The following is a 22,263-nucleotide window of genomic DNA, read 5'->3' as shown; positions in this document are numbered from 1 at the left end:
ATCTTACTAATTTGCAAGATTATTTCTGTTTTTGTTGCATTTTTTGCAACAATTTGAGGGTGTAGGGAAAAAAATTTGACAGATTGATGCAATACGATTGCAGGACGATGCAATCTTATAGCCGGGCAATGCAATACGATTGCAAGTCGATACAATCTTATGGACGGGCGATGCAAGAAGATATGTGTATTGGTGTTAGGTTTTCTTGCGTCAACACAACTTATTACTTTAAATTTTTTCGCCAGTAGCGATCGCCACAACAATCAACCAAAAATTAAAACCCCGATTTTTCTTAACTGTCGGGGTTTGGTTTCAGGATGTGTATTTTTACGATCGCCTAAATCTGCAATGTCTTAAACCATTTATTTACGAGTGTATTGGCGGTTTGCAAAACTGTATTCATGTTCTGCTTTAGCTGATGCTTGCGATACCATTTTTGAAAAGCTATTTCATACTCTTCACCTTTAGCATGAAAGTTATTCCAAAAATCTAGCCCAATGTTCAATCCCCAGAAGAGTAAAATGTAGAGCGACCAAGGAAACAACAAAATATGACCAGTGGTAGCAATAAAGTTAATTGATATTAAAACAGTATTGACAATGGCAAAATTGCCCAACCGCTTTTTAAATCTTGAGAGACGGTAAGCGTCAAAAGCCTGACGTTGTTGAATTTCACTTTGTTGCGATCGCCAGTCTCGTTCTGCTAGTTGTAAAGAATCAGGCGAAATGTCTAACTCGCCAGCAATTTCTAACAGTAGTTCATAAGAAAATTCTTTGTCTTGGTCGTCAGCTTGACGAGTGATCGCCAATTGAAGAATGCGTTGTACATCTTCTTGGCTATAAGAACGATTGCTATTAGGTTCAAATGCCGCCATAATTATAATCTCTTATTTGCTATTGATAAAAATAAATTGCCCGTTCTACTGACAAGCACTAACTTTACACTAGCAAATCTAGAGATGGCTGGAAGTGATTAACAGACATTCTTTACCCTTAAGTAGTTGCACAAAATTAAATTCATTCGTGGACAGAGGAAACAGGGAACAGAAAAATAATGTGTGTAATTAATTCTGTTTAGGTACTTATTTATGACTAATTTTGTGGTAGTCCAAATGCGTAAATATCTTTAATCACTTGCACCCACCCATCAGATACAGATTCGAGGATGCGATCGCCTTTTTCTTTGGTTGCGGTTGTCGCGTCACCAATTACACCACTTTTACTAATATCTCGTGTTGTCCATGATACGGGTAATTGACCTTCCCAACTAATTAATGTACTTTCTGGTTGTTCTGGAGGATATTCGGCAACAGCTTTTTCGAGTTTTACCTGTTCTGGTAAAATTGCCAACATAATGCTAGTTTCTGCGTCCCCAGCGTGCATACCCAGTTTAGCTTCCTTGGGAGTTAACAATTCTTTAGTGATGTTAGGCACACGCCAAGTAAACAAGGGAAATACTAAAAAGTCATCATATTTTACATGTAAATCTCGCGCTGCCATTTGCATGATTTGGGGTTGTCCGCCGTGGGAATTCATCAAGACAAATTTTCTAAACCCAGCCCGGTAAATACTTTCTCCCACTTCCATAATTGTTGCTGTCAGCGTTTCGGAACTGAGGGTAATTGTTCCGGGAAAGTGCCAATGTTCGTTAGATTTACCATAATAGAGAGTGGGCAAAGCATAGGCGGGAATGTTTGCATCTAGCTTAGTGAGGGCTTTTCCCAGTACCCCAACACCAATCGCCGCATCTACAATCAATGGTAAATGGGGGCCGTGCTGTTCAATTGCCCCTACAGGTTGGATAATTACGACATTTTCCTTATTAGGCATTGCTCGAATTTCAGTCCAAGTCAGGTAAGGAAAAAAGCGTTCTGGGGGAATAAAGCTGTGCATTTTAATTTTGAGTCTTGTGAAGACTATCAACACATCAGGATATTACCAGAAGCAGGGACGCATAATAGCCAGAGAACAAGTAGTAATAGGGAAAATTAAATGGTTGAAGACAACGGTTCAATTCGCACTTTATCAGTTGATATTGGTGGTAGTGGTGTGAAGGCAATGGTATTAGATATTACTGGTACACCGCTAACTGATAGAGCGCGGGTAGATACACCATCTCCAGCAAAACCAGAAGTAGTAATCAATGCGATCGCAATTTTAGCGGCTGCTCAAGGTGAGTTTCATCGGGTTTCTGTGGGTTTTCCTGGTGTGGTGCGCTGCGGAGTTACAGAAACAGCAGTAAACTTAGATTCTGATTGGATTGGCTTCGACTTGCAAGCAGTATTATCACAACGTTTAAATAAGCCAGTACGGGTGATTAATGATGCAGATATGCAAGGCTTAGGCGCGATCGCCGGTAAAGGTGTGGAATTGGTAATTACCTTGGGAACAGGGTTTGGTTCGGCTTTATTTGTTGATGGTAAACTAGTGCCGAATATGGAAATGGGACACCATGAGTTTCGCAAAGGACAGACTTACGAAGAACAGCTAGGACGAGCGGCTTTACAAAAGTATGGTGAGAAAAAATGGAATCGGCGTTTAGAAAAAGCGATCGCTTCTTTGCAGCACTTGTTTAATTATGATTATCTCTATATCGGTGGTGGTGAGGCTGTGAAGGTGAATTTACAACTACCTTTGAATGTCAAGCTTATACCCAATGTCACAGGTTTGTTGGGTGGAATTGCTTTGTGGCGCGATTAGGAATGTCAAAAGCGTAGACGCTCTGCGTATTATATCATATAGCAGTAGCCAAGGCAGTTAGGACATCGGCCAATGATAAAACTCATGCACTAAAAGACTTTTAACCCTGTCACCTGTCACCTGTTCCCTGTCACCTGCGATACCATTTCACTCTAATCACGATGCACATAAGTAGAGACGCGATATATCGCGTCTCTACTTTGATTTTCATACATCTCTGTATTTATAAAAATTGTAGAGACTAGTGCGTTTAGTCTAAATCCGAGTGTACCCTAAATAAAAATGTGAATTGCTGTACTGCTATGGAAAATCAGCTAAGTTTTATTGTTAAATTGCTGTTGCTCTCAGCTTTATTATCTCTATTAATTAAGGATGTACTGCCAAGTGTCGCAATTCCCGCAACAGCGACGAATGCCTTAATTTTAGTTTTGTTACCTACTATTATTATGGCGATCGCTCTACTATGGCGATTCCAAGCACAGAAACAAACACCCTCTTAGAGAACGCTTGGTAAGTTGTGTTCACGTTAGTGTCTTTGCAAGAGAAGAATACCAAAAACCTCTCCCCGTTGGCGTTAGTCTACTGTTAAGCAACCAGAGAGAGGCCAATACGGTTCGGTTAAGAAAAAATTGAAACTTCAGCCCAAACACAACTATCCTTCTGTAGGGGGTTTGGGGGCGGCAGAATGCCCCCAATCGGGGGCTTGGGGGAGAATCCCCCCAATTCTTGGTTTTTCCGACACAATCAAATAGAAATCTGTTAACCGAACTGTATTGAGAGAGAGGCCGTAAAACCCTCGTTTCTTAGAAGGAAATGGGGGTTAGGTTTTTTAGATTTTAATGTTAGCAATAATACTTTTCAAACATCCTCTTAGGTTTCTACAACTTTTGTGGAAATTCCGGCTAAATCACCAGAGGTTGTTTTACCAATAATATAGACATCAATATTTATCGTACCCAAACGATAAACTTTGATATCTGTAAGGTTATCTTTTAGTGTGTTGACAAGGGATTGAAATTTCTGCACATCTTGTTTTTGGATTTCATCGTGCCATTCTTTTTCTTCAGCACAGTTACGAAATAAATAATCTAGTTCTACTGTTTCTATTGATGTCTCTGGGGGATGATCTGTTAACTGAAGAAGTTTTTGATTTGTCAAAGTTTCTTGGGCTTGTCCAGGCCATAAAACAACTTCAAAGGGATACTCAGATTCACTCATCATGAGCAAACTATTGGAAGCTTGCTTGAGTTTTGCAGGAATTTGATTAGTCATAGAATTGATTTTGTGAAGAAAAATCTAAAGTTTAAAAATTACAACATGGCTGCAAAAAACTGCATAAATCTTAACATTATCCTGGTGAACTAAGCGATCGCTCAATTTTTTTTCAATAAAAATTTAGTTTTTGGGCAATTCTCCCAAGGAGACACTTCGTGAACGCGTATTTATGTGACTAAAGAATTATACTTTTTTTGTACACGAGGATTTTGATATGTCGCCTTGGACTAGTCTGATCACTGCTTTGACACTACTACTCTACTTGGTGATCACAATTAATGTTGGTCGAGCTAGAGCCAAATATAAAGTATCACCACCCCAAATGACAGGTAATGCCAACTTTGAGCGAGTGCTGCGCGTTCAACAGAATACCCTAGAGCAGACGGTTTTATTTATTCCTGGTTTATGGTTGTTCTCTTTTTATGTCAACCCGTTATGGGGGGCAATTATCGGCGCTATCTGGCTTATAGGTCGAATTACTTACGCTTGGGGATATTATCAGGCTGCCGAAAAGCGGATGATTGGCTTTGGCATTAGTGCTATGAGTGGTACAGTGCTACTTTTGGGTTCGCTTGTTGGTATTATTTTGGTTTTGGTGCAGTCATAAACTGCTGTAGAGCGTTAATTTAACGCTCTATCTATATATACTTCGCTGTTATATAAAACCGTATAAGTGGCAAGTGGTCGCGCCTCGACTGCGATCGGCGACCACCGATCGCAGTCGAGGTGAGTGAAGAAGGTTTTAGCTCAGTTCATTTTTCTACACATAGTTTGGTTTTTTCTCAACCACCTACTTACTCACTCGACGTTAAATAAGCTGAGTCAAAGGGAATACTAAGCACAGTAAAAATATTGTGAACACTGCTGCAATGTTAGTCTTATCTGATAAAGTATTCTCTCTTGCCGGGTATCAAATTTTAGAACAAATCTATTGTGGCAGCAAAACCCTAGTTTATCGAGGCATTAGAGAACAAGACCAAAAACCTGTGGTCATTAAATTGATGCGAAATGAGTATCCTACCTTCAGCGAAATTGCTCAATTCCGCAATCAGTATACAATTACCAAAAACCTCAACTTACCAGGAATCGTTCAACCTCTGTGCTTAGAAAACTATCGCAATGGTTATGCCTTAATCATGGAGGACTTTGGCGGCATATCACTCAAAGATTGGGGGCGACAAAACAAAGTTTTACAAGAATCTGGCGTTACACTAAAAGAATTTTTCCATATTGCCATAGCGATCGCATCTACCTTAGAAGGACTGCATCGCAGTCGCATTATTCATAAAGACATCAAACCTGCCAACATCCTGATTAACCCCAGCACCCTGGAAATCAAAATTATCGACTTCAGTATTGCCACTCTCCTACCAAGAGAAATTCAATATCTCACAAATCCCAACGTCTTAGAAGGAACACTCGCTTACATATCTCCTGAACAAACAGGCAGAATGAACCGTGGTATTGATTACCGCAGTGATTTCTATTCTCTAGGTGTCACCTTTTTTGAACTCTTAACCGGACAGTTACCCTTCGCTAACACTGAACTGATGGAGTTAGTTCACGCTCACATTGCAAAACAACCACCAAGCGTACACCAAATCAATCCTCATCATCCGCAAATTTTGTCGGCAATTGTTAGCAAGTTGATGGCCAAAAATGCCGAAGACCGCTATCAGAGTGCCTACGGACTTAAGTACGACTTAGACATTTGTCACAACCAATGGCAAGAAAATAGTAATATTGCCACCTTTGAGTTAGCAACTAAAGATATTTCCGACCGTTTTCTCATCCCGGAAAAACTCTATGGCCGTCAAAAAGAAGTTGGCACTTTACTTGCCGCTTTTGAGCGAATAGCTAAAGGTACAACAGAAATGATCCTAGTCGCTGGATTCTCTGGAATTGGCAAAACCGCAGTGGTTAATGAAGTACATAAACCAATTACCAGACAGCGCAGTTATTTCATCAAAGGTAAATTTGATCAATTCCAACGTGACATTCCCTTGTCAGCGTTAGTACAAGCTTTTCAGGATTTAATGAGGCAAATCCTAGTAGAAACTGATGCTCAAATTCAACATTGGAAAGAAGAAATTCTCTCAGCATTAGGTGAACAAGCGCAGGTAATTATCGATGTGATTCCTGTTCTTGAACAGATTATTGGCAAACAGCCAGAAGTTACTGAACTCTCTGGTAGTGCTGCTCAAAATCGATTTAATTTACTATTCCCAAGATTCATCCAAGTATTCAGCACTAAAGAGCATCCCTTAGTGATTTTTTTAGATGATTTGCAATGGGCAGACTCAGCTTCTTTAAAGTTTATTCAACTCTTAATGAGTCAACCTAATGTCATCAATAAAAATTCTGCCTTAGTTTCTCTGGAAATCAAAGAGAATATATGGTCTCCTATATTTGATGGAGAGCCTTGGAAAGTTGATGAAGAACCAAAAGTTAATCAGACTGAAAGTGAAGGATGTTTTTTAATAATTGGTGCATATCGTAACAACGAAGTTTACCAAGCACACCCACTATCTTTAACATTACAGCAAATCGAAAAAACAGGAGCAAGTATTAATCAAATTACTTTAACACCTCTCAATCAAAGTAATTTAAATTTTTTGATTGCTGATACCCTTTGCTGCCACGAAGAACTTGCTATTCCTCTGGGGCAAATGGTGTTTGCTAAAACCAAAGGTAATCCCTTCTTTGCAACTCAATTTTTGAAGTCTCTACATCAAGATGGCATAATTAAATTTAATTTTGAGGTCGGCTATTGGCAGTATGATTTAGGCGCAATACAAGCATTAGCTCTGACAGATGATGTTGTAGAATTTATCGCAAGGCAAATAGAAAAATTGCCAATAATGACACAAAATGTCTTGAAACTGGCTGCCTGTATTGGTAATGAATTTGACTTAAAAACTCTGGCGATCGTCAATGAAAAATCTGTAGTAGATACAGCATCTGACTTATGGATAGCTCTTCATGAGGGAATAGTTTTACCCCAGACTGAACTTTATAAGTTATTTCAAAATGAAAATAATTCAGATGAAATTCTCAAAAATTCAAATTCTCCAGAATTTTTCAATAATAATTTTCAAGTTCCTAAATATAAGTTTATCCATGACCGAGTACAACAAGCTGCTTATTCTTTAATTCCAGAAACTCAAAGGAAGCAAATTCATTTTAAAATTGGACTCTTACTTTTGGATAATATTCCAGTAGCAGAACGAGAAGAAAAGATTTTTCAGATTGTCAATCAATTTAATACGGCATTAGAATTAATTACTTACCAAACTAAGCGTGATGAAATAGCCAAAATGAATTTCATAGCTGGACGCAAAGCTTTAGCATCAACAGCTTATGCAGCAGCAATAAAGTATTTAAGGACTGGTATCGAACTCCTCTCATCTGATAAGTGGGAAACACAATATGAACTCACTTTAGCTTTGTATGAAACAGCAGCAGAAGCAGCATATCTAGCTGGTGAATTTGACCAGATGGAGCAATTAGTTGATGTTGTATTAGCTTGTGCTAATACATTACTAGAAAAAGTAAAAGTTTATGAAGTCAAAATTCAAGCTTACGGCGCACAAAATAAAGCGCTAGAAGCTGTCAATACGGCACTCACTGTTTTGAAGCAGTTGGGTGTAGAGTTTCCTGAAAATCCTAGCCAATCTGATATTCAGATGGTAATGGCAGAAATCACATCAAATTTAAGTGGAAAATGTATTGAAGATTTAGTTAATCTACCAGAAATGACGGCAGCCCAACCTTCGTCAGTGATGCGTATTTTATCGGGTGTGTCTAGTTGGGTCTATCAAGCATATCCTCAACTTTTTCCACTGATTGTTATGAAACAAATAGAATTATCCCTCAAATATGGTAATGCTATTTTATCTGCTTACGCTTATGTCCTTTACGGATTAATGCTAAGTGGAATTATGGGAGATATTAAGTCTGGCTATGAGTTTGGCGATCTAGCTGTCAATCTAACGGATAAGTTCAATGCTGAAGAATTGAAAGCTAAGGTAATACAAATATTTTATGCTACTATAGCTCACTGGAAAAAACATACTAAAGATATAGTAAATCCTTTACTAGAAGGTTACTCTACCGGATTGCAGACAGGAGACTTAGAATTTGCTGGCTACTGTCTTTACAGTCATTCGTATTCTTCGTATTTCATTGGCAGAGAACTGGCAGGATTAGCATCTGAGATGGCAAGCTATAGCAATGCCATCTCTCAAATTAAGCAAGAAATAATATTTAACTGGCATAATATTTATCATCAAAGTGTTTTGAATTTGCTACAAGAAGCTACAGAAAAATCAAGTAATTTAATCGGTGAAGCATACAATGAAGAAGAAATGTTACCGATTCACCAGCAAGCTCAAGATGGAGTAGGTCTTATATATCTATACTTCAATAAACTATATCTCTGCTACCTATTTCGAGATTTTCCTCAGGCAATTGAAAATTCAAAATTGGCAGAAATTTATTTAGATAGTGGAGTAGGAAATTTAGTGTTTCCTCTTTTCCATTTTTATGATTCTCTGGCACAAATTGCTGTATATGCCGATGCAATTGATTCTGAGCAAAAACACATTTTGGACAAAGTGCAAATCAATCAGGAAAAGATGCAGAAATGGGCGGATCATGCTCCGATGAATTATTTGCATAAATTTTATTTGGTGGAGGCTGAAAAGTATCGGGTTACAAGTCAATATTTGGAAGCAATAGAATCTTACGATCGCGCCATTTCCCTTGCTAAAGAAAACGAGTACATTAATGAAGAAGCTCTGGCTAATGAACTAGCTGCTAGATTCTATCTTGAATGGGGCAAAAATAAAATTGCTCAAACATATCTCACCGATGCTTATTATTGCTACGTTCGCTGGGGAGCCAAAGCCAAAGTAGATGATTTGGCCAAGCACTATCCCCAATTACTAATGCCAATACTTCAGCACGAAAAACTTAGCCTCCAATCATCTGAAAAAATCACTGTTTCTACTCATCAATCCCTATCAAACCAATGTAGTTACCAAACACTTATCAGTTCTAAAACAAGCATTTCTGACGCGCTAGATTTAGCAGTTGTGATCAAAGCCTCTCAAGCGCTTTCTGGAGAAATTGACATGGAGGAACTGCTTGCTAAATTAATGCAAGTTGTGATGGAAAATGCCGGAGCTTCTAAATCTGCTTTGATTTTGAGTGAGGGTAATAACTTAGAATTAAAAGTAACTGCGGTCAGTTCTAGCGCAAATTTTGACCCAATTTCTACACAGTTCCCATCAATTCATGTGGAATCGAGTTACGATGTTCCCATTACGTTGATGAAACATGTTAAACGTACTGGAGAAGTATTTGTAGTTGATGATGCTAAGGCCGTTGCTTTCTTAGCAGGCGATCGCTACATTATTCGTGAGCAGCCTAAGAGCCTTTTGTGTATTCCAATTATTAACCAAGGTAAATTGCTAGGGATTCTATACCTCGAAAATAATCTTACTACGGGAGCATTTACCCGCGATCGCGTCGAAGTCATCAAACTCCTCACTACTCAAGCAGCAATTTCCCTAGAAAATGCCATACTCTACGAAAATTTGGCAAAAGCTAATCAAAACTTGGAGGAATACAGCCATAGATTAGAAGAAAAAGTAGAAGCTAGAACACAAGAACTGCACAACAAAAATCAACATTTGCAACAAGCTCTCCAAGAACTGCAACACACACAAATCCAATTAGTTCAAAGCGAAAAAATGTCTTCTTTGGGCCAAATGGTGGCGGGAATTGCTCATGAAATTAATAACCCAATTAACTTTATTCATGGCAATATTGCTCATGCTAGTGAATATGTAGAAGATTTGCTGGATTTACTTGCTATTTATCGGCATGAATGCGCTAATGTTTCGGATTTAGTTCAGGAAAAAGCCGCAAAAATTGATGTAGATTTCTTAGCAGAAGATTTGCCTAAGATTCTCGATTCAATGAGGGTTGGAAGTTCCCGAATTCGGAATATAGTTTTGGGTTTACGTAACTTTTCCCGCCTGGATGAGTCAGAAATGAAAGCTGTTGATATTTATGAAGGTATTGATAACACCTTGATGATTTTGCAGCACCGATTGAAGGAAAAGAGCGACCGCCCCGAAATAGAAGTTATCAAAAAATATGTAAAAATACCTGAAATTAGTTGTTATGCTGGTCAACTAAATCAGGTATTTATGAATATTTTGAGTAATGCGATCGATGCGTTGGATGAGTCAACAGTTAACAACGCTGAACTATTAACTAAACCACAGATTTGTATTTGTACTGAACTCGCAAACTCAAATACTCTGCGGATTCGTATTGCTGATAATGGTTCTGGAATGACAGAAGCAGTTAGGAAGAAAATCTTTGACCCATTTTTTACTACTAAACCAGTGGGTAGTGGTACTGGGTTGGGATTATCTATTAGTTATCAGGTGGTTGTAGACAAACACAAGGGTCAGTTAACCTGTGATTCTACTCCCGGAAAAGGTACTGAGTTTGTGATTGAAATACCAATCCAGCAGTGAGATAGCTAGGTTATGGCAGGTACAGTCGCTGCACTTACTAAAGATTTATGAGGTTTACGTTGCCCATGAATTAACATCTTGATTCCACTAGTAGGCCCAATACCAAAACCTCGCCGATGAAGTCGCTCTGGTTCACGATTCACCAAAGCAAGTTGATAGCGTGATACGACTGTTGCTATTACTAGCTTCATTTCAAACAAAGCCAAAGCCTCACCAATACAGCGACGGGAACCACCACCAAAAGGTAAAAATTCATAGGTAGAAAATTGTCTTTCGAGAAAGCGTTCTGGCTTAAATTGGTTAGGTTCTGGATATAAATCTTCACGGTGATGAGTAAGATAAATACAGCCAGCTACAACAGTACCAGGCTCTAACAGATATCCTAGTAGTCTTGCAGGTTCTTGCACTACTCTAGGCAAAGTCAATATCAAAAAGGGATGAATTCGCAGACTTTCATTACAGACAGCTGTGAGATAAGGCAATCGGAAAATACTCATGGGATCTGGCGAATCACCAAGAGTATCAAATTCTTCTAGCAGTTTTTTAAGGACTTCTGGCTTGTAGTGAGTCCAGTACAATACCCAAGCCATAGAAATTGCTGTGGTTTCTTTTGCAGAAAACATCATAAGTATTAATTCATCACGCAACTCCTGATTTGTCATTACTTTACCTTCTTCATCTCTTGCAGACATTAGCAAAGAGAGAATATCAATTCGATCTGGATCGAATTTTTGCCGACGTTCGTTGATTTCAGCATAAAGTAATTCATCAATTTGTTGTCGCAGCCGCAAAAATCTTCCCCAAATACTCCAAGCACCTAAATCTTTTTGCAGAAAAGGGAACATGAGAAAGCTAGAGGTGAGTGGTGAACTAAAGACATCTAGAAGCGAAGCTAACAAATGCTTGATTTGCTGATAACGGTCACCTTCATACAAGCCAAAAATAGTTTGTAGTATTACTTGTAGAGCAATATCCTGCATAGCAACACAAGCTAAAAAGGGTTGTTCTACTGGTAATTGACTAAACACTTTTTCAGTCAAATTACAGATGATCTGACCGTAAGCTCGCATTCGCTCTCCATGAAAGGGAGGCATTAAAAGTTGTCTTCGTTTTTTGTGAAAGCTGTCATCAAGCATAGCGATAGAAGAATTACCAACGATTGGTTCTCCTATTCTGTTAAACCTGCCAGGCGCTGTAAATTGTTTTCTATCGTTGGTTAAAATCTCTTGGATTCCTTGGGGATGGTTGACAAATACCACAGTATCTCCAAAACCAACCATGCTGCCAGTAAAAATATCGGGATATTGCTGAGATGCTTTTTGCATATATCCTACAGGATCAGCAACCCAATGAAGCTTTTGTATAAAAGGAAGGGTTTTCAGTGGATTAGGTAGTTGCATCTGAGTTGATCACTCCAAAATTCTATTGATACTCTTTGAGTGTCGAGCAAAACTAAATTGCTCCAAAAATTCCTTAGAAGTAAACAGTTGTATTCCTTATTTAAAATATGCTGATGAACTTAACATCTAGCTTACTTTAGCTAGACTTATATTTTCTCTAATTTGATATCGACCAGAGTAAGAATACCATTCAAGATGACCATTTATCCAAGCATGTAGTCCTAATACATATTTTGCGACTTTAGTGTCTAAATCCTCTCCTAAAGATGGAATAGAGGCTTCCAATTCAATCATATTTCTGACCTCTTTATTGTGCATTTCAACAACAATATCAACTGCTGCACTCAAAGAAATTTTTTGTTGGTAATGTAATATCAACACTAGATTATGAACATGGCCAATTGCAACTTCTTTTGGAAATGAAAATATATCATTAGACCAGCAAATAATATTAGTTGTCATCCGTTTTAGTTTTTTTAAGATTTCGTGGTTTCTTAAAAAATCTGAAATATTTAATTTGTCACAAAATTCGGTTAATGCAAGGGAAGTTTCCACTCCTATAGTTGACCTACGTATATTCATATAAGTCTCGACATTTGGCGTGATTTTCTGTATACTAATATTTGCTTCTTGCTCACAACCATCAAAGTAGTCTTCAAAGGTATGAATGAAGTAATTGAATAAATTTTTATTGTCTAATTGAAGCATTCTTTGTCTTATATCACTTAAGGCGTGACTAAAAGGTATATCCTGACTTGTAAGTTCTGCACCGTTTAATATCTGAATAAATCTTTGATGAAAGATAGTTAGCACTTCAGGCTTTAAATGTAACATATCGCATTGGTCATCCCAAATAAATACCCAACTCATCCAGTCATTAGCAACTTTTAGTTCTTCTAGTTGGCAGTAAGGGTAGACAAGTGCAACTAACATATAAAATTTGGCTTTTAAGAAGCGCTGATAAGTTAAATCATCTGTCATAAGATTGAAACGAAAAACCCATTCTATTGCAGATTCTTCTAGCGAATCAACATATTTATTGATTTGGGATGGAAATGGGCAGTATAAATCAGGCAAAATTAACTTTTGCATAAATCCTCAGTAGTTTTAAGAGATGCTAAAATGGTGAAATCATTGCTAGTTGCTAATTTTAGGATTGACACCTTAAATAGCAATAGCTAAAGTAATTGATGTCTCAGACAAAAAGTAGATATTTGAATTCTTACCAATGCTTTGTCTACCTTTTAGGCATAAAAGAAGAGTTACAAAACAACAGCACCACATTTTGATGATATGTTTTTATGTCTGCATACCTAATACAAATGTCATGCAGAGTTTGAACCTCATCTTATATGATGGTGTATATCGTATAACAGCCCTAAATCATTCGTGACAAATAACCAACGATGAATGATAGGCAAAATGAAATTTTTTACCAATCAAATAAGGTTGCTATGGTATTGTGAAAACTTTAATGAACAGCACTTATGACACTTACGCTGATTTTTATACAGTCTAAAGCTTTCTTTTTTGTCTAAAGCCACTAAGTGGTTAAGCAAAATTAAATATATGTTGCGATTGCTTCGTTCCTCGCAATGACAAGGGTTTGAAGTTTTCAAAATATATAAATATTTTTGCACTACTACTTATGTTTAACTTTACTTGAGACTGTATTTAGCCAAAATTTAGACTTAAGACCCAACCGTATTTATCATTTTTTAATATTTTCAGGAAAAAGATAACTGTATTTTTGTGTAATTATGAAGTGAAATTAAATTTTATATATACATTGTTAAAAATAATACTTTTTGATCTAAGTGATTGTAAATTTTGGCTGAAGATTTTTAGGTTTAATACCAATTAAAAAATGTTTGTCACAGATAATCACCGCCCTTGTCAAGGTTGAGGTTGCGGGTAATTTCTATTTAGATGTTACATTCTTTTTAAATTGGTATGACTAACACAAACAAGTTATGTAACTGATTTTTCCTAAACTGTTAGAAAACTTTTATCCTTAATAAAAGCAAATTGCTTACGTCAAAAAATACTTATTTTTTAAGTAAAAATACTAAATTGTCATGTATCCATCACATAAAATATTGTAATAAAAATAGTTTTTCTAAGCATTTGTAAAATAAATATAAAGAAACTGAATATTCACAAGCTTTTCCTCCCAATGGTAGATACAAATTTAAAAAAAATATAAAGTAATAAATAATACATAATATAAAATATATATTATGTATTATTTACTTTACTTCAAATGGTAGTTGAAAAAATCACTAAACTATGCTTATTTAGTTTTACATAATTAAAACTGAAGTGTAAGTCGAGAAAATTTGGCTCACCCTTTCTCGTTGATGCGTCTCTATTAAAGACTCATGTTAAATTTTTTAGCCCGATCGCAATCTTACTGTGTTTTTCAATTTGACCCATGACTTGTTTCGCCCGTTGAATTACCACTGTTGGTAAGCCAGCCAACCTTCCCGCTTCAATGCCGTAGGATTTATCAGCACCACCCGGTTGGACTTGGTGCAGAAAGATAATTTGGTCGGGTAATTCTTTTACCGTCACTTGATAATTGGCGACATTGGGTAACATGCTTGCCAACTCGTTCAATTCGTGGTAATGAGTAGCAAAAATTGTCCGCGAACGAATCTCTATTGCTAAATATTCTGCTACCGCCCAAGCAATGGAAAGACCATCAAATGTTGCCGTCCCGCGCCCAATTTCATCTAATAATACTAACGACCGAGATGTGGCATGATTGAGGATATTTGCGGTTTCATTCATCTCCACCATAAAGGTAGATTGACCAGTTGCCAAATCATCTACCGCCCCGACACGGGTAAAAATGCGATCGCATACTCCCAACTTTGCAGACTTAGCCGGGACAAAACTGCCAATTTGCGCCATTAACTGAATTAAACCCACTTGACGCAGATAACAACTTTTGCCACTAGCATTTGGCCCTGTAAGAATGACTAAATCAGGGAGTGGAGAACTTTCTTCACTACTCCCTAGCTGAGTTGAATTTGGGACGAAGAAACCCGCAGGTAAAGACTGTTCCACCACTGGGTGACGGCCAGCAACAATTCCTATCTCTCTTCCTGATATCATTTCAGGACGACAGTAACCTTGTTGTACCGCCAACTCAGCTAAACCACACAACACATCCGCCGCGGCGACAGCGCGAGAAAGTTGGCGAATCGCCTCCGCTTGTTCTCCGACTTCTTCCCGCAACGCCACAAAAATTTCATATTCCAACTTGTGTAAATCATCCCTGGCGCTGAGAATTCGCGCCTCTCGTTCCTTCAGTTCAGGGGTGATATAACGTTCCTCATTCTTCAGAGTTTGTTTGCGGATGTAATTTGCCGGTACTTGGTCGGCTTTGGTACGAGAAATGCTGATATAGTAACCAAAGGTTTCATTAAATCCTACTTTTAAAGTTGGAATTCCTGTTTTCGCCCGTTCATCTACTTCTAGATTAGCAATCCATTGATGATCTGCTTCTACAGTCGCCTTTTTTTCATCTAACAAAACATTAACACCTGGACGAATTAATCCGCCTTCTTTTAAATGTAAAGGTGGTGCTTCGACGACGTGAACTTGAATTTTTTGTGCCAATTCTTCTAATACAGGTGGTACTTTCTGCAAAGCTTTCAGGTAAGGAGAACTAGCATCAGCTACGACGTGGGCTAATTCTGGTAGACGTGAGAGAGAATCGGCCAAAGCGATTAAATCTCTAGCATTAGCAGTACCAGAACTCGCTCGTCCTGTCAATCTTTCTAAATCGTAGATTTGCCGTAATAGGTAGCGCAAATCCTGACGCAGAGGTGTATTTTCTTTTAACTCTTGAATTGTATCTTGTCGCGCCCAAATGCCTTTACTATCGAGTAGCGGTTGCAATAACCAACGCCGCAAAGCCCGACTACCCATCGCTGTGCTAGTTCTATCTAACGACCACAACAGGGAACCGTGAAAAGTACCATCACGGACTGTTTGCGTAATTTCTAAGTTACGGCGGGTTTGGTGGTCAATGATTAGGTAGTCTGTGAGTGTATAGGTGCGTAGCCTTTGCAGAGAGACTGTGTTTTCTTTTTGCGTATCTTCCACATATTCTAAAAGACCACCAGCTGCCCGTACAGCCAAAGGCAGATGGTCACAACCCAAACCTTCGAGCGATCGCACCTTAAATTTCTGCAATAATTTACTTCTAGCTTCCCCTTGTGTGAAGGGTACTTGCGATCGCAAACTATAACAAAATGATGGTGGTAAACATTGAGGAAGATGGGGTGAAGTTTCCCCTGGACGCAGCAACACACCTAAATCAGGGGCGTTGGTAGGAAATAGCACCTCGGAAGGTTGCAAACGCATTAATTCTTGGGTGAGGTGTTCTAAATCACTGTCTTGAGTTGTGAGAAATTCTCCAGTTGAGATGTCTGCATAAGCTAAACCCCAATGACTCCCAGCAATGACCACAGCCGCCAAATAATTATTGCGGCTTGATTTCAGCATTCCCTCTTCTAACAAAGTACCAGGGGTGAGGATACGGGTCACCTCTCGGCGCACCAAACCTACAGCTTCAGAGGCATCTTCTACTTGGTCGCAAATCACCACTGCATAGCCTTTTTCCACCAATAGGGTAGTGTAGCGTTCCCAAGCGTGGTGAGGGACACCAGTCATCGCCACCCGTCCAACTTCGCCGCCGTGTTTACTGGTGAGAACTAATTCCAGTTCCCTAGAGACAGTTACAGCATCTTGGAAAAAAGTTTCAAAAAAATCGCCCACTCGATACAGCAACAGCGCATGAGGATACTTATCTTTAGTTTCCACATAATGCTGATACATCTTACTCAGCTTACTGCGGTCTACCAATCGCGTATCAGCGTGAGGCGCAGGGGGTTGATTTGGTTCCGTTGGCTGGTTGTCAGAGTCAGAAGCAGTCATAGATAGATGCAAGGATTCATGCACGGAAAAGCCACAATACTCGATGATAACGTGATGTGAAGGCGAGTGGCGATCGCTCAATATTTTTTTATGCTTCTATGTTGCCTTGTAATGTAGTGAATAGGCGATCGCAATACAAGGCATCTACCATTAAATGTATTCCGGCTTCAATCAACAGTACCAAGCGGACTTTTGGAAAAGCAGCTCGCGTCCCTGTCTGTGTTCCTGGGTATCCAAAAACCCTGGCATTTGCTTGTCATAAAAAAGCAGGGGAGAAAAGCCACCTACAAGAGATGGGGTTTTAACCAAAGGTGAAAGGGAGCAAGGGAGCCTGAACGAAGTTCGGTTTGTACCTACAGTCCCCTCTTCTCTCTGCTCCCTGCCCCCTGCCTCTAATCAAAAACTGTTCCATCAACTGCTATCACTCGCTGTTTGTAGATAAAATAAAGTAATTGTCAGCCAAAAACATCATGATGTCTTCGCTTCCCGTCAACGAAGCTCAAAAGCATTTGCAACAGTTAATCGATCAAGTTGCAGAACAAGGTCAACCTGTAATTATTCAAAGCGATCGCGGTAATGCTATTCTGCTGTCAGAAAAAGATTGGTCTGCAATTCAGGAAACTCTCTACCTGTTATTTGTTCCTGGAATGCGAGAATCTATCAAAAAAGGACTAGCAACTCCTATTCAAGAATGCGATGAGGAATTGGATTGGTGAGTTGGCGTTTAGTTTACACGAAGATATGCAAAATCAGGTGGAATTTTTGAGTGTTTGGCATGAAGAAGCATAAGTTAACGTAAAGTCTCACACCCCTGTTCCCTTAAAAGCAAGGTGTTTGCTAAATTATATACAGCGCTAATGTCTTTCTAGCGCCGGGATTTTTTTGCCAGGAAGCTACTACTACCCAATCATTGTTTACCGAAGCCAAGGGGGCTAACACCTCTGTTAGGCATCTGCGCTGAAATCTGTACAATTAGTAGCATTTGAACTACAAACCTGCATCTAGCCCAAAGTTGACGGGTTGTAAGCTCATAATGTTATAACGTCTTCAGTTCCAGATGCAAAAATGGGAAAACTAACTAGTGACTCATGCTTGGGGAAAATTCAACTTGGCTTCTAGATTAAACTCCGAGCGAACACAGTTAATTAGCAATGCTCAAACTAGCAGTGCTAAGTATCTTTAGGTGGGTGGGTCAAGAGTGATGAATGAAGCTGACACCTCAAACAACAAGGCTGTAATGGAATCTCTCAATTCTGCTAACTCGCTACAACCAGAGCAAGCGAGCTGTCCTTTTTATGCAGTTGTGCCTTCTGAAAATCTGGCTATGAGGCAATTGCCACTCCTCAAACCAGCAGAAGACCAACAACACGAGCCGCCAAATCCTCAATCCTCTGAAAATGTTACCCAAGAAGAATGGGTAGCAGAACCAGACAGTGGACAACAGGCAGTAATTGACAATGAATTTCAGAAACTGCTGATATTAAATGAAGAACTGCGTGCTGCTAACAATGAATTGTACGAACAAGTAGAACATCTCAAAGATGACCTAGCTGAGTCAGAAAAAGCATTGCAGTGGCAGAAAAGGCGTTCCAGTGTCACTGAGTCAATGCTCAACCAACAAGCTCAGGAACTAATTGCCGCCCAAGAACAAATTCAGTCCCTATTTCAACAGTTAGACACTACTACACAAACTGTCCAACGTCAAGAAAGTTTGCTCGAAACCTATAAAGCACAGCTACAAATTAGCCAACAACGCCTCGCCCAGTTAGAACGAGAGTGTGCGTTCTTGCAAACTAATTACCATGAACAGTCTCAACAAGTATTACAGTCAGAAACTACTTGTCGAGAACTACGTACTCGGTTAATGCGCCAACAGCGTCAAACGCTGCAATTTAAGGCAGCTTTAGAAAAATGTTTAGAACCACCTACTGTCAGCGACGATACCCCAGACGACGCAAATAATTCTGACAATAGTGCTACTAAACAAAGCAGATTTTCTAGAAAGGCACGGTCTTTATTTCCTAACGTACAACCAATTCGACCTTGGTCAGCAGAACCAGAATCTTCCTCTGAGAATGTTGCTCATCCTTGGGGTGAATCTTCGACCCCACCCTCATACACCAATAGTAACCATGCTCCCCAGCCATCATCTCCTTGGAACTGGCCGAGTAAGGAAGAAACATCAGAATCGACTGAACCGGATGCTTCCTCAGAAATGGATGATGAGCCAACTATATCAGAAACGTTTTCATCTGATGAGTCAGCAAAGCTAGATGAGCAAATAGATAGTCTCATTCAAATGTTCTTTGCCTCCCAGCCTCTATCTTCACCACCCACTAACACCGAAACCAATATCTCCAGCAATCAAACTGATGTCCCGATTTGGGAAACTTGGGTGACAAATGGTGAACAATCGGAAACTACGATAGAACAACAATTGCAAGCATTAGCAAGAGAAAGCGATGCTCCTATAACTGTATCTAGTTCGGTGATCGAGGAATCCACGGTTTTACCAGAAAATAATTCCCCACTTTCCTTTACTTTGCAGCACACTCAGAAGGCAACTGAAGAGCCAGAAAATTATTGGTCAGAAACTACACCACAAAATACTGAGGAATCTTCAGAAACAGAATTTTCCGAAGAAATCACTGGTGACTTTAGTAATGATTCTCAATCACCGTCACCAGTAGTTTATCCCCAGCGTCCACCCAAGGGACGTAAATCTTTAGCTTCGGTGGAATTACCGAATTTTCAAACCAATAGTCAAAATAACTCGTAATTACGAATTACGAATTACGAATTGGTATTATTGCTTCTGATTTCACTGTTGGTGTTTGATTTGCCGATCGCGGTTTACCTGTGGTAATTGCGTAGCTAATTACGAGTAATTGTAACCACAATGCCGGATTCCGGGGTTCTAGCCACGGTTGAATCCGGCATAGGAAATGGGGAAACCAAGGATTCAGCAAGGTACTAACTAGGGCATAACTACTAAAGTTAAAATAATTACCCAGCCATCTGAATAAATCTTTGGGGCCAGCCAGTTCCCAAATCCACCACAGCAAGGCGGGATTTTTGCGGGCGGCTTTGAGTGCTAGGCGATTAAAGGTTAACCAATCGCACCGATCTTTAATGAAATTATCCGCAACTTCCGTCGGTTCATCTGCCAATAAACCAAAGAATGTATTCAGCATGGAGTTAATTCTTTGGGGCGGTAAAAATTTTCCAGTTGGTACCATCATGCCTTTAGAAAATAGCCAAGTCACCGAAACATTGCTTTGATAAGCGCGAATTTTATTCAAGTGGCGAAAACTTAATAAGTCATGCTTGAGGGCTGTATCCAACAGTGTGGTTAATCGTTCTAAATTCCGCACCAAGGAACCAAAACCCGTAAATACAAGGGGAGACTGAAGAGATGCAGCATCACCGATCGCAATCAATCTATCAAAGGCAATGGTGCGATCGCTACTGCTCGTACTAAAATGCCCTGGGATATATCCAAATGTCGGCTTTTTCCACACCAGTTTATCCAGATCGCAGCGACGATACTCTGGCAAGATAGTGAAAAAGTCCTCGTACATTTCTAGCAGAGAACCGGGATTTTCAGGATTGACTTCGTGGTAGTGAAATAAATAAATCGTCAGTTCTTCACCCGCACCAGGAAACAATTCCCAAATTAATTGTCTACCCCGCGAAATATCGCCGTGACTGTAAAGCACATCTCCGTATTGGGAATCCCACACCTCAGGCTCAAATCCCCCATCAACAACTGCGCCCACAGTGGGACAGACACTATCAAAGGCGCGGCCACCATTTAATTGCCAAGCAATTGGGGAGGCAGTTCCCATTGCATCTACTAACAATCGCCCAGTTACTTGCTTTTGTTCTTGCGTAGGCAAATGCTTGACTGTAACCGCAACTTGTGATTTGTCAATATCCACACCCATAAACTCAGTTTCATCCCAGATGTCGCCGCCAGCCGCCCGTAGCTTTTGTCCGCACATTTGCAGCCATTTCTCCGAGTCTAAGGCTAAATTCAAAACTGTGGGTGTGTGTAGAATTGGCGATCGCAATTTAGGCGGATTATTACCATCAAAAAATTTATTGAAGCCATCTTTATATTCTCTGACAATAATGCTTTCTAACTCAGCATTTGTCACCAAACCTAAATTAACCAAGCTTTGAATTTCATCACGAGAAATATTCCATTCGCGGTTCATTCGCCCAAAAGGTAAACGTTCCACCAACAGTACTTTATATCCCAGTTTGGCCATAACCGCCGCATGGACTGCTCCGAGTGCGCCGCCGATGTAAATCAGGTCGTAATGAAGATTGGGAAGCGCTGGGGGCAGGGGGCTAGGGGGAAAAGAAAAGACTACCTGACGCGGTTCTTTGGGATTACGTACACCTTCGCGCCATCGTTGCTCCCACCAATAGGCACGTTTGAGGTCGTATTCGCCATTGGGCATTTTTTGAAAATATTTAACCGTGAGTGGGTAATATGGCGCTAAAGCTTCAAAAATTGATTGTTGGGATAAATCAATGGTTGGTGGTTCAGGGTAGCGATGGGGAAAGCGCTGTCTGATTTCCGTCTTGAGGCGTAGCACAATCTCCTTCTCTTGAGGGAAAGGCTGATCTGCCCAACGGAAGACCTTTAAATAAGTAGTTCTCTGGACTGACCAAACAAAAATAGAAAGTTCAGTCGGTAATTTTTCGGAAATTGTTTGCTTAAATGCTGTAGTATCTGTAAGTATTTTCAGGCAGAAGCCATCTGGGGTCAATGTTTTTTCGCCAATTCCTGGCTGAAAATCCATTTGCAGCCAACGCCTTACAGCTGCCGTGTCTGAAATCGGCACTTCTAAATAAAGGACTTCTTTCATGTGTTTCTGACTTCTCCGTTTAAAATACTCATTTCGACAGATTTATTAATGGCGAAAATTAAGGTACACTCCGCCCTATTACTCAAATAAAGATTCTGTAAAGAACTTTTAATAATTTGTCAAAATTTTTGTTCATTTTTGTAACTTTGTAAACCCACGCCATGAATTATCCCATTCCAGACAGCCCTCAAGAAATTTTTGCTTTACAACAAAGGCCAGTTGATGAAGAACTTGTAGCTTCAGCGATCGCAGGAGTTATTAAAATTGTCCGTTCTCAAGGTAAATCTTTAGAAGATTTAACAGCGCAGGTACTTGAGGATGATCCATTGCTAGATCGGCAGCAACGACGCTGGTTAAGTCAACTGCTGGCTCAATCCTGGGAAAGTTTTACATAAATGAATTCAGGAGTCAGAATGGACTGCGCCCCGCTACGCTAACAGGAGTCAGAAGGGAAAACATTCTCACTCCTTATACCCCTGCCCTCTGAGCCTTTCAACGAAGATAA

At 39.6% G+C, this 22,263-nt stretch carries 14 protein-coding genes; 7 read left to right on the top strand and 7 right to left on the bottom strand.

The annotated features are described in order from the left end of the window. Window positions 1-337: 337 nt before the first annotated feature. Together IQ259_RS08680 and IQ259_RS08675 are read right to left on the bottom strand one after the other, a co-directional pair. Entirely contained in the window at window positions 338-874 is a 537-nt protein-coding gene (locus IQ259_RS08680) for a 2TM domain-containing protein (RefSeq protein WP_193883683.1), read from the bottom strand. Between the two features lie 217 nt (window positions 875-1,091). Then, window positions 1,092-1,892 carry a creatininase family protein gene (locus tag IQ259_RS08675; RefSeq protein WP_193883681.1) on the bottom strand — a complete coding sequence of 267 codons (801 nt, stop codon included), beginning with the start codon at window positions 1,890-1,892 and terminating at the stop codon, window positions 1,092-1,094. Between the two features lie 99 nt (window positions 1,893-1,991). Between IQ259_RS08675 and IQ259_RS08670 the strand changes: the two genes are divergently transcribed. Together IQ259_RS08670 and IQ259_RS08665 are read left to right on the top strand one after the other, a co-directional pair. Beyond that, window positions 1,992-2,699, top strand: coding sequence for an ROK family protein (locus IQ259_RS08670; RefSeq protein ID WP_193883679.1), 708 nt, complete (start codon window positions 1,992-1,994; stop codon window positions 2,697-2,699). A gap of 302 nt (window positions 2,700-3,001) precedes the next feature. Beyond that, the gene (locus IQ259_RS08665; protein ID WP_193883677.1) at window positions 3,002-3,199 is read left to right on the top strand and encodes a hypothetical protein; all 198 of its coding nucleotides are present in this window, start codon (window positions 3,002-3,004) and stop codon (window positions 3,197-3,199) included. A 370-nt stretch (window positions 3,200-3,569) separates the two neighbouring features. Here the strand turns inward: IQ259_RS08665 and IQ259_RS08660 are convergent, their stop codons facing one another. Then, window positions 3,570-3,971 carry a nuclease A inhibitor family protein gene (locus tag IQ259_RS08660; protein ID WP_193883675.1) on the bottom strand — a complete coding sequence of 134 codons (402 nt, stop codon included), beginning with the start codon at window positions 3,969-3,971 and terminating at the stop codon, window positions 3,570-3,572. A 217-nt stretch (window positions 3,972-4,188) separates the two neighbouring features. Between IQ259_RS08660 and IQ259_RS08655 the strand changes: the two genes are divergently transcribed. Then, the gene (locus tag IQ259_RS08655) at window positions 4,189-4,581 is read left to right on the top strand and encodes an MAPEG family protein (RefSeq protein WP_193883673.1); all 393 of its coding nucleotides are present in this window, start codon (window positions 4,189-4,191) and stop codon (window positions 4,579-4,581) included. Between the two features lie 262 nt (window positions 4,582-4,843). Then, window positions 4,844-10,528: an ATP-binding sensor histidine kinase gene (locus IQ259_RS08650; RefSeq protein ID WP_193883704.1), complete on the top strand. Its 5,685-nt coding sequence runs from the start codon at window positions 4,844-4,846 to the stop codon at window positions 10,526-10,528. Between the two features lie 5 nt (window positions 10,529-10,533). Here the strand turns inward: IQ259_RS08650 and IQ259_RS08645 are convergent, their stop codons facing one another. From IQ259_RS08645 to mutS, 3 genes are all read right to left on the bottom strand, one after another. Further along, window positions 10,534-11,928 (bottom strand): cytochrome P450, encoded by a 1,395-nt coding sequence (locus tag IQ259_RS08645; RefSeq protein ID WP_193883671.1) that lies wholly within the window; start codon window positions 11,926-11,928, stop codon window positions 10,534-10,536. Between the two features lie 126 nt (window positions 11,929-12,054). Next, complete coding sequence (locus IQ259_RS08640; protein WP_193883669.1) at window positions 12,055-13,020, bottom strand: terpene synthase; 966 nt, start codon at window positions 13,018-13,020, stop codon at window positions 12,055-12,057. A gap of 1,287 nt (window positions 13,021-14,307) precedes the next feature. Then, window positions 14,308-16,878 (bottom strand): DNA mismatch repair protein MutS, encoded by a 2,571-nt coding sequence (gene mutS / locus IQ259_RS08635; protein ID WP_193883667.1) that lies wholly within the window; start codon window positions 16,876-16,878, stop codon window positions 14,308-14,310. A gap of 473 nt (window positions 16,879-17,351) precedes the next feature. Between mutS and IQ259_RS08630 the strand changes: the two genes are divergently transcribed. Both IQ259_RS08630 and IQ259_RS08625 read left to right on the top strand, forming a co-directional pair. Beyond that, a complete protein-coding gene (locus tag IQ259_RS08630) occupies window positions 17,352-17,594 on the top strand; it encodes a type II toxin-antitoxin system Phd/YefM family antitoxin (protein WP_193883702.1) in 243 nt (80 codons plus the stop codon). A gap of 485 nt (window positions 17,595-18,079) precedes the next feature. Then, window positions 18,080-19,657 carry a hypothetical protein gene (locus IQ259_RS08625; protein WP_193883665.1) on the top strand — a complete coding sequence of 526 codons (1,578 nt, stop codon included), beginning with the start codon at window positions 18,080-18,082 and terminating at the stop codon, window positions 19,655-19,657. Window positions 19,658-19,664: 7 nt separating this feature from the next. On the opposite strand, the gene IQ259_RS08620 is transcribed toward IQ259_RS08625, so the two are convergent. Next, on the bottom strand, window positions 19,665-21,758 hold the full coding sequence (locus IQ259_RS08620; protein WP_193883663.1) for an NAD(P)/FAD-dependent oxidoreductase: 2,094 nt from the start codon (window positions 21,756-21,758) through the stop codon (window positions 19,665-19,667). Between the two features lie 161 nt (window positions 21,759-21,919). Between IQ259_RS08620 and IQ259_RS08615 the strand changes: the two genes are divergently transcribed. Next, a complete protein-coding gene (locus IQ259_RS08615; protein ID WP_193883661.1) occupies window positions 21,920-22,153 on the top strand; it encodes a hypothetical protein in 234 nt (77 codons plus the stop codon). Window positions 22,154-22,263: the final 110 nt, after the last annotated feature.

This window comes from Fortiea sp. LEGE XX443, from assembly GCF_015206815.1.
Classification (GTDB): domain Bacteria; phylum Cyanobacteriota; class Cyanobacteriia; order Cyanobacteriales; family Nostocaceae; genus Nostoc_B.
Note: the sequence above shows the minus strand (reverse complement) of the source record. Positions and strands in the feature narration are given on the sequence as shown.

Bases quoted from the DNA above. Each gene is read 5' to 3' on its own strand.
- IQ259_RS08680 (WP_193883683.1), bottom strand. From the start codon at position 874: ATGGCGGCATTTGAACCTAATAGCAATCGTTCTTATAGCCAAGAAGAT.
- IQ259_RS08640 (WP_193883669.1), bottom strand. From the start codon at position 13,020: ATGCAAAAGTTAATTTTGCCTGATTTATACTGCCCATTTCCATCCCAA.
- IQ259_RS08655 (WP_193883673.1), top strand. From the start codon at position 4,189: ATGTCGCCTTGGACTAGTCTGATCACTGCTTTGACACTACTACTCTAC.
- IQ259_RS08660 (WP_193883675.1), bottom strand. From the start codon at position 3,971: ATGACTAATCAAATTCCTGCAAAACTCAAGCAAGCTTCCAATAGTTTG.
- IQ259_RS08625 (WP_193883665.1), top strand. From the start codon at position 18,080: ATGAATGAAGCTGACACCTCAAACAACAAGGCTGTAATGGAATCTCTC.
- IQ259_RS08675 (WP_193883681.1), bottom strand. From the start codon at position 1,892: ATGCACAGCTTTATTCCCCCAGAACGCTTTTTTCCTTACCTGACTTGG.
- IQ259_RS08670 (WP_193883679.1), top strand. From the start codon at position 1,992: ATGGTTGAAGACAACGGTTCAATTCGCACTTTATCAGTTGATATTGGT.
- mutS (WP_193883667.1), bottom strand. From the start codon at position 16,878: ATGACTGCTTCTGACTCTGACAACCAGCCAACGGAACCAAATCAACCC.
- IQ259_RS08615 (WP_193883661.1), top strand. From the start codon at position 21,920: ATGAATTATCCCATTCCAGACAGCCCTCAAGAAATTTTTGCTTTACAA.
- IQ259_RS08620 (WP_193883663.1), bottom strand. From the start codon at position 21,758: ATGAAAGAAGTCCTTTATTTAGAAGTGCCGATTTCAGACACGGCAGCT.
- IQ259_RS08645 (WP_193883671.1), bottom strand. From the start codon at position 11,928: ATGCAACTACCTAATCCACTGAAAACCCTTCCTTTTATACAAAAGCTT.
- IQ259_RS08630 (WP_193883702.1), top strand. From the start codon at position 17,352: ATGTCTTCGCTTCCCGTCAACGAAGCTCAAAAGCATTTGCAACAGTTA.
- IQ259_RS08650 (WP_193883704.1), top strand. From the start codon at position 4,844: ATGTTAGTCTTATCTGATAAAGTATTCTCTCTTGCCGGGTATCAAATT.
- IQ259_RS08665 (WP_193883677.1), top strand. From the start codon at position 3,002: ATGGAAAATCAGCTAAGTTTTATTGTTAAATTGCTGTTGCTCTCAGCT.